The organism is Actinokineospora sp. NPDC051303 (genome assembly GCF_055586285.1).
The window spans coordinates 1-14400 of the sequence record NZ_JBVJIN010000039.1 but is presented as its reverse complement, the minus strand read 5'-3'; the positions used below and the strand labels follow the sequence as shown (position 1 = coordinate 14400).

Sequence of the window (14400 nt, the reverse complement as noted above, 5' to 3'; positions counted from 1 at the left end):
TCATGTCGCCGCCTTGCTCACGACCTTGTTGATGATCTTGAACAGGCTGAGCAGCCACAGCAGCGGCTCGTCCACCCGGAACGGCCGCACCCCGCCCGCGCCGAGCAGCTTGCGGTCGTAGTCCGGCTCGGCGCCCAGCGAGGACACCGCGAAGTAGCGGAACCGCTTGTAGTGCGCGCGCAAGTGCGCGTCGATGTCGTCCGCGCCGAGATCGTCGAGCAGCGCGCGCAGGTGGTCGTCGGTGTCACGGCCGACGGCCTCGTCGTAGTGCGGGCCCTGCGGCGGCTGCCGCAGCAGCGGGTGGTCGTCGCCCAGCATCGGGTAGAACGCGTCGATCTTGGAGAACACCACGGCCAGCGGCACGTCGATCTTGGCCCGCCCGCGCACGCCGTGCGTGGTCCGCAGCAGGTCCGTGACCCGGTGCAGCACGTTGACCGGCTGCTCCGCGTCGCGCCTGCCCGCGTCCGGCACGGTGATCCGGTCTCGCGCGCCCGCGAGCTGGAACGGGTCGAGCAGCACGATCAGCCCATCCGCCGCGGCGAGGTAGGCCTGCGCGTTGACGAACTCCTGGCTCGTCATGTCCTCGCCCGCCGCGTCGTAGAACGACAGGGTGGTGGTGTTGAGGACTTCCCGCCCGAAGGTCCCGACCCCGCGCCGCGCCTGCCGCCACTGGAGCACCAGCGGCACCTTGATCCCGTCGGCGGCGCTCATCGTGGACTCGAACAGCTTGCTGTCCTCGAACAGGGCCGCCTCGTACTTGGCCAGCCAGTCGCTGACCGAGCCGTCACCGCCCTGCTGGTCGCCCGCGAACCAGATGTCGGCGCTGAACCGGCGGCGGATCTTGTGCCGCAGCTCGTGGGCCAGCACGGTCGTGTAGACCGTCTTCCCGGCGTTCTTGCCGCCGACGATGCCGATCAGCGGGGACCGGCTGTCGGCGAAGTTCGCGGGCAGCGGCGTGTGGCACACCTGGCACGCCCGCACCCCGGTCTCCACCTGGCACTTCGGGCACGGCGCGAGAGGGCCCGGGTTCTCGGCGGCGAACGTCGGCCACGAGTCGGCGCTGTAGCCGGTGAGCCTGCGGCGGTCCTCGTCAAGCCGCTTCACGCAGCGCTCGCGGGTGCCCGCCGCCCTGCGGCCGGTGCACTGGAACAGCAGCTGCTTCGAGTCGATGCGGTGGTAGCAGTAGGGACAGGCGACTATCGGCATCAGGACACCTTCATCTGCCGAGTGGGCGGGTCGACCAGGCGCGCGGCGACGCCATGGACGTCATGGTCGAGAAAACAGCGGACCCAGAACGGCTTGCGCAGCTTGGGCAAGTCGGCGACCAGCTCCACGGGATCACCCGCGGGCAGGTCCTGGGTACGCCGCAGCAGCACCTGGCCCTGGTCCGCGCGCAGCGGCATCACCAGGCCGGGGGCGGCGACGACGAGGACCGTGCAGTCGGGGATTTCCTGGTCCGCGGTCAGCCGGACGCGGACCGTGCCGCCGCCGACCAGCGGCCTGCGGGCCAGCGAGACGGTGTAGGCGACCGCGGGCGGGCGCGCGTCGAGGACGAGTTCGACCGGCGTGGACACCGAGTCGCCGCCGGGAGTCGGGACGACCCCGGACACGGCGATCGTGACCGCGCCGGTTCCACAGTGGATGCGGCAGCCGCCCTCGCTCTGGTACTCGTGCCGGGTGATCCGCCGGGAGCCGCCGGTCCACCGCACGTCCGCGGCCCCGGTGTCCGCGGGCCACGTCCAGGACACGACGGCGTCGGCCCCGAGCCGTGTGCAGCGCAGGTCGGCGACGGGCGGCGCGACGCCCAACACGTCCTCATGGCCGCGGATCATGCCCGCCGGGCCGTGAGTGAACGGGACGTAGAAGAACCGCCCGACCGGCACGTCCGCGGTGAGGGTGCGCCACTCGCCGCGGTCGGCGACCGTGCCGCGCACCGGCTCGCCGTGCCCGGCCACCGCCGCCGCGGTCACCACCGCGCCGAACGCCCACGGCGCTGGCTGGTCCGCGCGGACCACGGTGACCTCGACGCCTTCCGCGTGCCGCCAGGTGATCGCCACCCGGGCGCCCGCGTCGCTGGGCACCGCGGTGAGCCGCAGCGCGGACACCGCCCGTGCGCGGGCGCGATGTCCAGCGCGAGCCGTGGTCTTCGCCGACCACCGCCGCGCGCCGTCCGGGCCGCGGTAGGCCACGGCGAAGGTGTAGACGTGGTCGCCGCTGCCCGGCCGGTCGACAAACGACGTCTTGCCGCCCAAGCGCACGGGGTTGTCGGACCCGTCGCGGCGCACCTCGACGGCCACCGCGTCCGGGTGGACCTGCCACTGCGCCTCCACCTTACCGTCCACTGAGGACAGTTGGATGTCGTGCGCGGTCGGCAGCAGGTCCACGACCGCGGTCGCCGCGCGCGACCACGCGCCGCCCGCGACCCGCGCGAACACCGCGTAGCCGACCGCGCCCGCCGGGGCCTTGCCGTCGACGCACACCGAGCCGCCCGCGGCCTCCCGCACCACCGCGCCGTCCTCCGGGTCGCCGGGCGCTCGACCCGCTTGGCGGACCACCCGGTAGACCGTGTCGTCCGGGTGCGTCGCGGGCGCCCGCCAGGACACCCGCGCGCCGAGCCCGTCGACCCGCGCCGACACCTCGGTCACCGGCGGCGGCGGAACGCGCAGGACCTGCGCGGCCAACTCGTCGTCGTCCGCGGCGAGCGCGACGGCCTGCCGCAGGTGGTGCGCCGCCGCGCCCTCGTCTCCGGCGGCCAGCGCGTCCTGGGCCAGCGCGCGCAACCGCCGCACCTGCTCGGCCTGCTGGTCGACGGCGGCGCGCGCCGCCGCCGCGTCCGCGTCGTCCCCGGTGACCGTGGCCAACGCCTGCCGCGCCGCGATGAGCTTGCCCGCCGCGAGCAGCTCGGCGACCCCGGCGGGCCCGCCGACCGGCGCGCGCACGGTCTCGTTCAGCACGCTGAACACGGCCAGCCGCGCCTCGTCGTCGGCCAGCCCGGACGCGCGCAGCCGCCGCACTAGCACCCCGTCCGGCACGCCGTCCGCCCTGGCCTGCCGGACGTCTTCGAGCAGGTGGAACAGCGCCAGGGCGCGCAGGTCGACCCCGGCGCGGGCGGCGGTGTTGAGGATGCCCAGCGCCTCCCGGGCGGCCTGCTCGCCGGACCGGCGGTTCGCCCGGTCGACGGCCTCGGCGACCGCGACCGGGGTCAGGCCGTTCACCGGCACGACGCGGTCCGGCCGCAGGAGCCGCATGTCGGTGGGCGGCCCGTGCAGCAGCTCGACCACGCTGCCGACCCGCGCGTCCCCGAGCCGGGCGCGCAGCGTGCGGTACACCGTGTCCTGCAAGCCGCTGGTCTTCGGCAGCTCCACCGGCACTTCCCGCCGGACCTTCGCCGCGGCCAGCGCCTGGTCCACCTCGTCCGGCGCCAGCGACGACGAGGTGGCCCGCATGGTCGCGGCCAGCTGCCCGGCGGCGACCAGGCCGAGCGCGCCGAAGTGCGCCCGCAGCGTCGCCGCGAGCGCGTCGATCTCGCCTTGGCGCGCCCCGGCCCGCTCCGCCGCGCGCGCCCGCCACCAGGCGACGGTGTGCATCTGGTCGCCGTGCTCGCCGCGCAGCGCCAAGTCCTCGGCCAGGAACGCCTTGTAGATCGCCTTGACCGAAGCGGCTTTCCCGGTCGACGCGGCGCTCTTGTTCCAGTGCGACCGGACTTCGGCCAGCCGGGCGACGATCTCCGCGTCCGACATGCCCAGGTCGACGGCGTACCGGGACACCAGCTCGTCGGGCAGGTCGCGCACCGAGCGCCGACGCAGCGGCTTGACCACCGCGTCCTCGTAGGCCCTCGGGTCGAACGGCGGCATCAGCCGGTGACCGTCAACCCGGACACCGTGCGCGTGGCCTCCTCGACCTGTTCGGCGCTGAGCACGCTCACCCGGACCTGGATCCGCAACGTCTTGCCAGTGCTGCGCTCGGTGGCCGACAGGTCGAGCAGGCCCTCGTCGTCCACCCGCATCACGATGTCGATCGGCGCGCCCTCCGGTAGCGGCGGCAGGCCGTCGATGGCGCCCCGGCCCTCGGTGAGCGGCTTGTTCTCGCTCAACTCGCGCCCGGCGACCACCCCGGACTGCTCGTAGAGCTCGATCTCCACCGCGGTCTGGTTCGGCTCGACGGTGTACGCGGTCAGCGTGCGGTCGTCGGTGGGCAGCGTGTCGTTGGCGTGCACCAGGTGCTCGACGTACTCGCGCGGCGGCTCGTCGCGCCACCCCGGCGAGGTGGTGTCGATCAGCTTCACGCCGAACGCCTTCGGCAGCACGTTGTGGGTGTCCTTCACCAGGCCCTGCAACCGGGCCGAGGTGATGCCGGTGCGCGCGGCGACGGTGTCGACCGCCTCGGCCACCAGGGTCTCCGCCTCCGCCGCGCTGCCCGCCTGCGCCCGCGCCTCGTCCACCTCGCGGTGCACGACCCGGCCCAGCGCGAACAGGGCGGCGCCCTTGGTGACGGCCAGGTGCGGGTCGTGCAGCTTCGGCGTCCAGCCGAACTCCGCGCTCAGCCGCCGCGCCACCGCGGGCATGCTCGACGAGCCGCCGACCAGCAGCACGTCATCGATCGTCGTGCCGGGACTCTTCTCGGCCAGCATCGCCAGCGTGCGCCGCACGATGTCGATCGTCTTGTCCAGCAGGTCCTTGGTCAGGTCCTCGAACTGGGCGCGGGTGACATCGATGCGCGCCGACGCGCCAGCGCCGCGCAGCGCCACCGGCCGCGACTCCAGCCGGGAAAGCTGCTTCTTGGTCTCCTCGGAGATCGTCGCCAGCGCCTGCAGGAACTCCTCGTCGTCCTCGACGTCGACCTCCGGCGGCACCTGCTGGGCGAACTGGGTCAGCAGGTGCTCACGCAGCCGCGCGTCCCAGTCCGCGCCGCCGAGGTGGTCGTCGCCGTCGGTGCACAGCACGGTGATCTCGTTCTCCGCGACCCGGATGACCGTGGTGTCGAACGTGCCGCCGCCCAGGTCGTAGACCAGGATCGTGCGCTCGCCGCCCTCGGTGGTCGCGTCGTAGTGCAGCGCGGCGGCCACCGGCTCGGGCACGATGCCGATCACGTCCAGCCCGGCGATCTTCCCGGCGTTCTTGGTCGCGTCCCGCTCCAGCATCCCGAAGTACGCGGGCACGGTGATCACGACCTGCCGGACCTCCGCGCCGGTGTGCTCGGCCGCGTCCTGGGCCAGTTGCTTGAGGATCAGCGCGGAAATGGACTCCGGGGTGTGCGTCTTGCCGTCGAAGATGCGCGGCGCGTCCGTGCCCATCTCCCGCTTGATCAGCGACACCACCCGGTCCGGGTTGGTCACCGCAGAGTTCTTCGCCACCGAGCCGACAACCACGTTGGACTCGTTCTCGAAGAACACCACGGACGGGGTGGTCTCCAGGCTCTCGGTGTTGCGGCACACGCTGGGCCTGCCGGTCTCGTCCACATAGGAGATGGCCGAGTAGGTGGTGCCCAGGTCAATGCCGAACACCCGCAGGTTCGTCTCAGACATCGGTGTCCTCCGGTTCGGCGGACGGCGTCCAGCGCCGCACATGGACCCGCGCCGGGGTGGTGACGCGATCGGTCGAGGTGTCGAGGTAGCCATCGGCGACGACCGCGGCGACCGTGCCGTCCTCTTCGGCCGACGCGGCGGCGACGACCTTGACCGCGCGGTGCGCGCGGGCGGAGAACGCGTCGCCCACCTCGGGTCGCACCGGCACGGTCCCGCAGCGTTCGAGGGACTGCTCGACGGTCAGCGCGAACGAGTCGAGCAGGTCGGCCATCTGCGCGCGGGTCACCTGCTCGGGCAGCCCGGCGGCCTGGCGGGCGAGGTCGTCGCGGAGTTTCTGCAGGTCCACGATCACCGGCCGGAGCAGCAGGTTCCGCTCGCCGACCCGCAGTCGCTCGACCTCGGCGTGCAGGTTGTCGATCACGCGCTCTCTGGCCTCCGCGCGCAGGTGGTAGGCGCGGGCCGCCTCGGCGAGCGCGTCGGCCAGATCGGCGGCAGAGGTGTCGGCCGGTTCGTCGGCCGTGCCTTCGGCCTGCTCGCCCGCCTGGTCGTCGGCGCTGGTGTCCGGCTGGTTTTCGGCTTGGTCGCGCACGCCGTCGTCGGTTGTGGAATCGGGTTCGCGCGCCGAGCCGGGCGGCGCGACTTCGGTCGATCCGTCCACATCAGACACTTTTCCGGACACCGGCCTCTCGATTTCCGCCGTCGAAGGGGGAACTCGCCACCACGGGCGTGGCAGAGCTTTCCTAGTTGTAGCGGACAGTCAAGCCCCGCCCCCTGTCGATGGCGGCAACCTGCCAGCAGCGGCCGGATTCCTTCCAATCCTGGCCCGTCCTGTGGTATTTCCCGGCCAGGCGGAAAAGTATCGTGGCCCGGAATCCCGCTGCCACTGTCACGTTGGTCCGCCCCACCCCCGAATACCAGGGTGAACGCGGCCTCTCACCGCGTCGCGTCGAAAGGAGCAGTGCCTTGGACGACATCCACGCCGCCGCTGTCGGCCCGGACGCGGATCAGTGGGCCGCGCAGCGGAAGGTGTGCGCGAGCTTGGACCGGCTGCGGGCGGCGGGGCAGGCCGCGGTCGACGGCGTGCTGGCCCTGGACGACCCGGCCGAGGTCGCCACCCGCGCCGCGGAGCTGCGCTCGGCCGCGCGACGGCATTTCCGCGGCACCGAGACCGGCCGCTCCCCGCTGCGCCCCAAATCCCGCCGCGGCCTGGCGCCCTCGGGCGGCGCGCGGTACCAGACGATCTACCAGATCGGCCAGCGCGGCCCGGGCCCAGTCGGTGCGGGCGAGATCCGCCTGCGCCAGACCCTGCCGGTGCAGATGCTGCATGTGGACGACTCGATCGCCCTGGTCAGCACCGACCGCTCCGGCGACACCGCCCTGCTGGTGCGGTCCGAACCCCTGCTGTCGATGCTCGCCGACTGGTTCGACCTGCTCTGGTCCGACCCGGCGACCCTCACGGTCAACCTGGCTGACCGCACCGCCGAAGTCCTCACCCCCGTCCGACGGCAAGTCCTCGAACTGATGGTGATCGGCAGCGACGACACGATCGCCCGCAGGCTGAACATGAGCACCACCACCGTCCGCAGGCACGTGAAGGCGATCTACGGGGCGCTGGGCGTGGACAGCCGGTTCGCCGCGGGGGTAGCGGCGGCGAAGCGCGGCTGGATCTGACCCGAGCCCCCAGCGAACCAGCCACTCCCCGCAGGCGTGACCGCCGTGAAACGCACCCGAATCCGCCCCGATCACCCAGCCGGCTTCCGTGTCCAAGCGCGCGCGGCGGCCGGTCATCCGGCGGACTTCCGTGCCCAGGCGCGCGCGGCCGCGGCGAGCGCCGGTGTGGTGTGGAGAATGTGGTCGACCACGGTCGTCACCGAGCTTTCGGCGTATTCGGCGAACCCGTGCTGCAACTGCGCGAATTGCCGATCCGCCAGCGCGGCGAGACTCGGCGGCAGCATCTCCACGGCCAGCTTCCCCCGCGCCCCCGCCAACACCGGAATGATTTTCGTCCGGCCCGCCAGCGCGATCTCGATTTCGACCCGCACCCAGTCGCGCGGGTCGTGCAGGTGCGGTTTCCCGGTTTCGGCGTCGAGCGCCGTTTCCCACCTCGGCCCGACGACGACGAGCAACACCTCGGCGGCCCGCACTTTCGCCATCAGGTGCGAGGGATACACCGTGCCTGCCGTCATGGAGCGGGTGTCCCGGAACACCGCGTCCGGCCCCAGCCGGGCGGTCAACTCCCGGTCGAGCAGCACGGCCGCGGCGTGCGCGTCGGAGCTGCGGTAGTTCACGAACACCAACGGCTGCTCGTCCTTCGGCACGGCGACCCGGGCCCGCAGCGGCGCCAGCGTCTCATTGAGCCACCCGGCTCCCGCCTGGTCGTCAAGGTCGCGGCCGAGTTCGGGCACCGGCAGCAACCCGCCCGCCGGAACCCGGTCGCCGAACAGCACGAAGGTCCGCTCCGGGAGGTTCTCGGTGGACGGCCAGGCGATGCCCGCGATCTCCGGCAGGTCCCGGCGCAGCGCGGCGGCGTGCTCGCGGCTGCCGACGAACCCTTCCGGCCCATCGGTGACCGCGACCGAATCCACCCCCGCCGCGGCGAGATCGCGGTCGGACAGCAGCGACACCACCGCGATGTCCCGGCTCACCCGCAGCGCCGACACCCGCATCCCCGCCACCTCCCGGCGGCGCACCGTCAACATCCCGCCGACGTTGCGAGGGGTGTGCGGGAAGAACTTCTCGGCGAGCGCGGTGACCGCGGTTTCCGAGGCGTAGAGCCAGTTTTCTCCACTGTCGAACCGCCCCCGCGACGTGGCGAACTCCTCGCCACCCTGCTCGCGCGGGTGCACCCGCCACAGCAGGCTTCCCGCGGAAATCAGGACCCGCACGGGCCGCCACCGCCGACCGGACACACCGCCTCCTCTGCCCCTGCCAGTCTGGCGTGCGCCCGAGGGCCGTGCTGGCGTTACGAGAGGAACCTGCCAGGATCTCGCCGGGCGCGGGCGGGTGCGCTCGCCGGGTAGCGTGCCGGTCGACGGGTGGCGCCCCCAACCGGCGGCAGGCAGGGGCTGCTGCGCCGCCGAACGGGAGTCAGTCGTCGTGGTGAGTGCGGCGGGACTGTTTGGTCTGGGCGCGGCGTTTCTTGTCCGTCAGCCTGCGTTCGCGGGAGCCGCGGGAGGGTTTGGTGTCCCTGCGGGCCGGTGGGGGTGGTTCCGCGGCTTGCCGGAGGAGAGCGGTCAGCCGTTCGCGGGCGGCGGCGCGGTTGGCCAGCTGGGCGCGGTGTTCGCTGGCCGCGACGGTGACCACGCCGTCAACCAGGCGGTTGGCTAGGCGGGTCAGCATGCGGGGACGCAGGTGCGCCGGGATCGAGGGAGAGTTCGCGACGTCGAAAGACAGCTCCACTCGGCTGTCGGCGGTGTTCACGCCCTGGCCGCCGGGACCGGACGACCGGGAGAACCGCTCACGCAGCTCGGTCGCCGGAATCACCAGCGTTCGGGACACCACCAGCTCGTCGGGCACCGGTCCAGGATGCCGCACCGGCCGAGGAGAAAGCGACGCGGTTTACCGGGCGACGGCCAAGCCCTTGAGCGCGGCCACGGCGAACAGGAAGTCAGTCGGCAGGGCCTTCGCCGAGCGCCATTCCGGGCCGATGCCCGCGGTGTCCAGGACCTCGACCGTGGTGCCGTCGACCCGCTCGACGGTCACCATGACGATCATGGGGGACTGCGGCTTCGTCGGGTATTCGATGCTGACCCGCCGAATCGAGCCGTCCGGGCCGCGTGACTCCTGGCAGTTGGGCAGCGGCTCGCCGTCCTGCGCGCTCACACACCGGATTGTCGGCGGGATACGGGACCCGGTCCGGTACGCGTCGATGGTGAACCACCGGTCACCCTCGTCCGTTCGCAACCGGGCCGTCAGCACACCGCTCGTGGTGGAGGTGTACCCGCCGCCCGCCTCCCGTTTGCCCGAGACCCCCGCGGGCCAGGCGAGGTTCTCCGCGTGCATCATGTCCTCAATGCGGGCCAGGTCGTCCAGGTGCTTCGCTGTGGCCGTGGTCCGCGGCGGCAGCGGGTTCGACGACACCGGCGCCGACGACAGCGGCGCACTGGTGGTCGTGGTCACCGACGGGCCGGTCGGCGGGGCGGGCGCGCGGGGCCGGTCGGTCGTGGACACCGGCGCGGCGGGCTGGATCATGTCGGAGCGGTTGAACGCGCCGCCGGTGAGCGCGGTCGTGCCGATCACGGCGCCGGCGACCACCGCGGCCACCCCGCCCACCGCGGCCGTGCGGCGGCGGCGCAGCGCGCGGCGCCCGTCGGCGAGGACAGCGTCCCGGTCCAGGGTCAGCGCTGGCTCGTCCCGGACGGCCAGCGCGAGCAGGTCACGCACGTCATCGGTCATCGTTGGCCCTCGAACAGGACGCGCCCACCGGCCAGCAGCTCGCGCAGGGCGGCGAGACCCTTGGACGCCTGGCTCTTGATCGTGCCTTCGCTCTTGCCGAGCAGTTGCGCTGTCTCGGCGACCGAGAGGTCTTCCCAGTAGCGCAGCACCACGACCGCGCGCTGTCCGGCGGGCAGCCGCGCGAGCGCGCGCCGGACGTCCACCGCGTCGTCCACTCCGGCCGGGGCGACACCGATTTCCGGCAGGCTCTCGACCACGCTTTCCCGTCTTCGGAAAGCGCGCCGGGAGTCATCGATGGCCGTCCGCACCATCACTTTGCGGGCGTAAGCGTCCACACTGCCGTCGCGGTTCAGCCGCGGCCAGGCCACGTAGATCTTCGCGAGCGTTGTCTGCACCAGGTCCTCCGCGCGATGCCAGTCCCCACCACTGAGCAAGAAGGCGGTTCTGCGCATGACGACGGCCCGGCTGTCCAGGTACTCCCCGAACTCCGCGTCCCGATCCGGCACTGGTCCCCCCTCACCTCAGCCGTTAGTACGGCCCAGCCCCGGGGGAGGTTGCCGTCAGAACCGAGGATGGTCTCCGTGCAGCTCGGCGCGCGGCGCGTCGGCGTCGGCGCTGGGCCGGACCTCGCCGAGAATCCACGACGGCACGTGCCGGGCGGTGAGGACGGCCAACGCCCGGTCGACGTCCTCGGGGGCGACGACCGCGACCATGCCCACGCCCATGTTGAACGTGCGCTCCATCTCCAGCCGGTCGACCCGGCCGCGCTGGGCGATCAGCGAGAACACCGGCTGCGGCGTCCAGGTGCCCCGGTCGATGGTGGCGCGCAGGCCATCGGGGATGACCCGGGCCAGGTTCGCGGCCAGGCCGCCGCCGGTGATGTGCGCGAACGTGCGCACCTCGGTCTCGGCGATCAGGGCGAGGCAGTCCTTGGCGTAGATGCGGGTCGGCTCCAGCATCTCCTCGCCCAGGGTGCGGCCGAACTCCTCGACGTGCCCGGACAGCGGGATGCGGCCGATCTGCAGCAGCACGTGCCGGGCCAGGGAGTACCCGTTGGAGTGCAACCCGGAGGACGCCATGGCGATGAGCACGTCGCCGGGGCGCACCCGGTCCGGGCCGAGCACCGCGTCCGCCTCGACCACGCCGACCCCGGTCGCGGACAGGTCGTAGGCGCCGTCGGACATCAGGCCGGGGTGCTCGGCGGTCTCGCCGCCCAGCAGCGCGCAGCCCGCTTGGACGCAGCCCTCCGAGATGCCCTTGACCAGCGCGGCCACCCGGTCCGGCAGGACCTTGCCAACGGCGATGTAGTCCTGCAGGAACAGCGGCTCCGCCCCGCAGACCACCAGGTCGTCCACGACCATGGCGACCAGGTCGATGCCCACGGTGTCGTGCACGTCAAGCGCTTGCGCCACCGCGATCTTGGTGCCGACGCCGTCGGTGGACGAGGCGAGCACCGGCTCCTTCCACCGGTCGAGCCGCAGCTTGAACAGCCCGGCGAACCCGCCGATGCCGCCCAGCACCTCGGGCCGGTTCGCCTTCGCCGCCCAGGGCTTGAGCTTCTCGACGGCCTCGTCGCCCGCCTCGATGCTCACCCCAGCCGCGGCGTAGGTGGCGTTGACGGTGGTCCCGGAGGAACTGATCTCAGTCATGGCTCTAATCAGGTCGAAGGGTCAGGGTCGGCGCAAAGCGTCTTCGGCACCGTACCCGGCCGAGGGCACTGGCGCGGCGGACCCCGTCACACCCTTCTCGATGCCTTCGAGCAGGTGCTTGCCGATGAGCGCGTCGTCGGGCAGCGGAATCGGGTACTCGCCGTCGAAGCAGGCCGAGCACAGCCGGGTGCGCGGCTGCTCGGTGGCGGCGATCAGGCTTTCCAGCGACACGTAGCCGAGGCTGTCCGCGCCGATGGAGCGGCGGATGCCGTCGAGGTCGAGCCCGTTGGCGATCAGCTCGGCGCGGGAGGCGAAGTCGATGCCGTAGAAGCAGGGCCACCGCACCGGCGGCGACGCGATGCGCACGTGCACCTCCAGCGCGCCCGCCTCGCGCAGCATCCGGACCAGGGCGCGCTGGGTGTTGCCGCGCACCACGGAGTCGTCGACGACCACGAGCCGCTTGCCGCGGATGACGTCGCGCAGCGGGTTGAGCTTGAGCCGGATGCCGAGCTGGCGGATGGTCTGCGACGGCTGGATGAAGGTGCGCCCCACGTAGGCGTTCTTCACCAGCGCCGTGCCGTAGGGGATGCCGCTGGCCTGGGCGTAGCCGATGGCGGCCGGGGTGCCGGACTCGGGCACCGGGATCACCAGGTCGGCCTCGGCGGGGAACTCGGCGGCGAGCTTGCGGCCGATCTCGACGCGGGCCGCGTGCACCGACCGGCCCGCGATCGCGGTGTCGGGGCGGGCCAGGTAGACGTACTCGAACACGCAGCCCTTGGGCTCGGGGGTGGCGAACCGCGACGAGCGCAGCCCCTCCGCGTCGATGGCGATCAGCTCGCCCGGCTCGACCTCGCGCACGAACGACGCGCCCACGATGTCCAGGGCCGCGGTCTCGCTGGCCACGACCCAACCGCGTTCCAGCCGCCCCAGCACCAGCGGCCGCACCCCGTGCGGGTCGCGGGCGGCGTAGAGGGTGGACTCGTCGGAGAAGGTCAGGCAGTACGCGCCGCGCACGGTCGGCAGCAGTTCGAGGGCGGCCTGCTCGATGCCCTTGTCCGCGGCGCCCGCGGCGAGCAGCCCGGTGAGCAGGTCGGAGTCGGTGGTGGCCCCGTTGCGGGTGTTGATCCCCAGCTCGGCGGCCCGGTCGCGCAACTCGGCGGTGTTGACCAGGTTGCCGTTGTGCCCGAGGGACAGGCCGCTGCCGGTGGCCGTGGTCCGGAACGTGGGCTGCGCGTTCTCCCAGGTGGTGGACCCTGTGGTGGAGTACCGGCAGTGCCCCACGGCGACGTGCCCGCGCAGCGAGGACAGCACCTGCTCGTCGAACACCTGGCTCACCAGGCCGAGATCCTTGAACACGACGATCTGGTGGCCGTCGGCGACGGAGATGCCCGCCGCTTCCTGCCCACGGTGCTGAAGCGCGTACAGCCCGTAATACGTGAGCTTGGCCACTTCTTCACCGGGGGCCCAGACACCGAAGACGCCGCATTCTTCGCGCGGCTCGGCTTCCGGCTGCTCGGAGGGGAGATCGGACTGGGAAGGGCCAGTGTTGAACTGGTCGGTGACCACCGAAGCGCTCCCTGTGGACGGAAGTGAGGCTCTGCCCAGTGTAGGTGCTCGGCTGGCTGACCACGCCAAACCCCAGGTGGCCCCGGTCACGTGCGCGCAGGGCCTAACGTGTGCCGGGTGTCCGCCCGCGCCACCCTGATCACCGTGACCGTGCTGCTCGCCGCCCTCGTGGTGGCGGGCTCCCTCGTGCCGCTCCCCACCCCAGCCGAAATCCGCGGCTGGGCGGACGGCGCGGGCTGGGCCACCCCGGTGCTGTTCCTGCTCGCCTACTCCGTGCTCACAGTGGCCCCGATCCCGCGCACGGTCTTCAACCTCTCCGCAGGCCTCCTGCTCGGCGAGATCGCGGGCGTCCTGATCGCCATGCTCGCCACCGCGCTCGCGGCCACCCTGACCTTCACCCTGGTCAGGGGCCTGGGCAGGCGCTGGGTGGAGCCGCATCTGGAACGCGCTGCCGTGCGCGCGGTCAACCGCCGACTCAGCGGCGGCGGCTTGGCAGGCGTGATCTCGCTGCGGCTGATCCCGGTGGTGCCCTTCGCCCCGGTCAACTACTGCTGCGGCTTGTCCACCATCCCGTTCCGACCGTTCCTGGTGGGAACCGTCATCGGAAGCCTGCCCGGCACAGCCGCCGCCGTCATCCTCGGCGACGCGCTGACGGGCGCCACACCACCGTCGTTGATCGCGATTTACGGGGCGCTGGCGCTGCTGGGAGGCGCGGGGATGGTTTTCGTCCTCCGCCGCACTCAGCCAGACCTGGTCGAGGTGTGAGGGTCAGTCGCCTACGCACTTGCCTTGGTGCAGCACGACGTAGGCAGTGTGGTACTGGCAGTTGTGGCGGCGGAGTTCGCATTCGTTGTTGAAGGTGCGTTGGTGGCCTGACGGGTCTATGCCGCATACGGGGGTGTAGACGGCTGGGCAGAATCCTGGGCATTGCTGTGGTGGCGTTGCTGAGGCGGTCGCGGGGGCGGTCATCAGTGCGGCGATCGCGGCCAGTGACAGGGTCAGGGTTCGGAGTATGGACATGGTTGCCTCCCCAGAGCTATTCGCTTCTCCAGGAGAGCACTGCCTTTGGTTTGTTTAAACGGTGGTGAGCCTATTGAGGGACGTGCCGTGACCCTTGTGGGTGGTCGGCTGGGTGCTGTCTGCTCGATGGGGTGTGGTTCCCGGCTTTCGTGGGTCCGCTCGATGGGGTGGAGTGGTTTCTTTGGGGCCTTGGTCTCAGGTGGTGGGTGCGACACCGTGGTTGATCAGGAGTTCGTTGAGTTTTTC

The 14400-nt window shown here is 72.1% G+C and carries 13 protein-coding genes; 2 read left to right on the top strand and 11 right to left on the bottom strand.

All coding sequences use genetic code 11. The annotated features are described in order from the left end of the window. Genes ACZ6SD_RS24835 through grpE form a run of 4 tightly spaced genes read right to left on the bottom strand, consistent with a single transcriptional unit; the run spans position 1 to position 6182 of the window. Positions 1-1206 (bottom strand): zinc ribbon domain-containing protein, encoded by a 1206-nt coding sequence (locus ACZ6SD_RS24835; protein WP_465319387.1) that lies wholly within the window; start codon positions 1204-1206, stop codon positions 1-3. After that, a complete protein-coding gene (locus ACZ6SD_RS24830) occupies positions 1206-3854 on the bottom strand; it encodes a SaeA-related protein (RefSeq protein WP_465319386.1) in 2649 nt (882 codons plus the stop codon). Before ACZ6SD_RS24830 ends, ACZ6SD_RS24835 begins: the two co-directional genes overlap by 1 nt. Continuing rightward, positions 3854-5524, bottom strand: a complete 1671-nt coding sequence (locus ACZ6SD_RS24825; RefSeq protein ID WP_465319385.1) for an Hsp70 family protein — start codon at positions 5522-5524, stop codon at positions 3854-3856. Before ACZ6SD_RS24825 ends, ACZ6SD_RS24830 begins: the two co-directional genes overlap by 1 nt. Then, entirely contained in the window at positions 5517-6182 is a 666-nt protein-coding gene (grpE, locus tag ACZ6SD_RS24820) for a nucleotide exchange factor GrpE (protein ID WP_465319384.1), read from the bottom strand. The genes ACZ6SD_RS24825 and grpE overlap by 8 nt, the downstream gene beginning before the upstream one ends. Positions 6183-6487: 305 nt before the next feature. On the opposite strand from grpE, the gene ACZ6SD_RS24815 reads away from it, so the two are divergent. Further along, entirely contained in the window at positions 6488-7195 is a 708-nt protein-coding gene (locus ACZ6SD_RS24815; RefSeq protein WP_465319383.1) for a helix-turn-helix transcriptional regulator, read from the top strand. A 113-nt stretch (positions 7196-7308) separates the two neighbouring features. Here the strand turns inward: ACZ6SD_RS24815 and ACZ6SD_RS24810 are convergent, their stop codons facing one another. The 6 genes from ACZ6SD_RS24810 to purF form a co-directional block, all read right to left on the bottom strand. Continuing rightward, entirely contained in the window at positions 7309-8433 is a 1125-nt protein-coding gene (locus ACZ6SD_RS24810; RefSeq protein ID WP_465319382.1) for an RES domain-containing protein, read from the bottom strand. Between the two features lie 178 nt (positions 8434-8611). Beyond that, positions 8612-9040, bottom strand: a complete 429-nt coding sequence (gene arfB / locus ACZ6SD_RS24805; protein WP_465319381.1) for an alternative ribosome rescue aminoacyl-tRNA hydrolase ArfB — start codon at positions 9038-9040, stop codon at positions 8612-8614. A 42-nt stretch (positions 9041-9082) separates the two neighbouring features. Continuing rightward, positions 9083-9919, bottom strand: a complete 837-nt coding sequence (locus ACZ6SD_RS24800) for a hypothetical protein (protein ID WP_465319380.1) — start codon at positions 9917-9919, stop codon at positions 9083-9085. After that, the gene (locus ACZ6SD_RS24795; RefSeq protein WP_465319379.1) at positions 9916-10425 is read right to left on the bottom strand and encodes a SigE family RNA polymerase sigma factor; all 510 of its coding nucleotides are present in this window, start codon (positions 10423-10425) and stop codon (positions 9916-9918) included. Before ACZ6SD_RS24795 ends, ACZ6SD_RS24800 begins: the two co-directional genes overlap by 4 nt. 54 nt (positions 10426-10479) lie before the next feature. Next, the gene (gene purM, locus ACZ6SD_RS24790; protein WP_465319378.1) at positions 10480-11568 is read right to left on the bottom strand and encodes a phosphoribosylformylglycinamidine cyclo-ligase; all 1089 of its coding nucleotides are present in this window, start codon (positions 11566-11568) and stop codon (positions 10480-10482) included. A 21-nt stretch (positions 11569-11589) separates the two neighbouring features. Then, complete coding sequence (purF, locus tag ACZ6SD_RS24785) at positions 11590-13134, bottom strand: amidophosphoribosyltransferase (protein WP_465319376.1); 1545 nt, start codon at positions 13132-13134, stop codon at positions 11590-11592. Positions 13135-13251: 117 nt separating this feature from the next. Here purF and ACZ6SD_RS24780 point away from each other — a divergent pair, with 117 nt between their 5' ends. Then, positions 13252-13899, top strand: coding sequence for a TVP38/TMEM64 family protein (locus ACZ6SD_RS24780; protein WP_465319375.1), 648 nt, complete (start codon positions 13252-13254; stop codon positions 13897-13899). Positions 13900-13902: 3 nt separating this feature from the next. Here the strand turns inward: ACZ6SD_RS24780 and ACZ6SD_RS24775 are convergent, their stop codons facing one another. Further along, entirely contained in the window at positions 13903-14154 is a 252-nt protein-coding gene (locus ACZ6SD_RS24775) for a Kazal-type serine protease inhibitor family protein (protein WP_465319374.1), read from the bottom strand. Between the last annotated feature and the right edge of the window lie 246 nt (positions 14155-14400).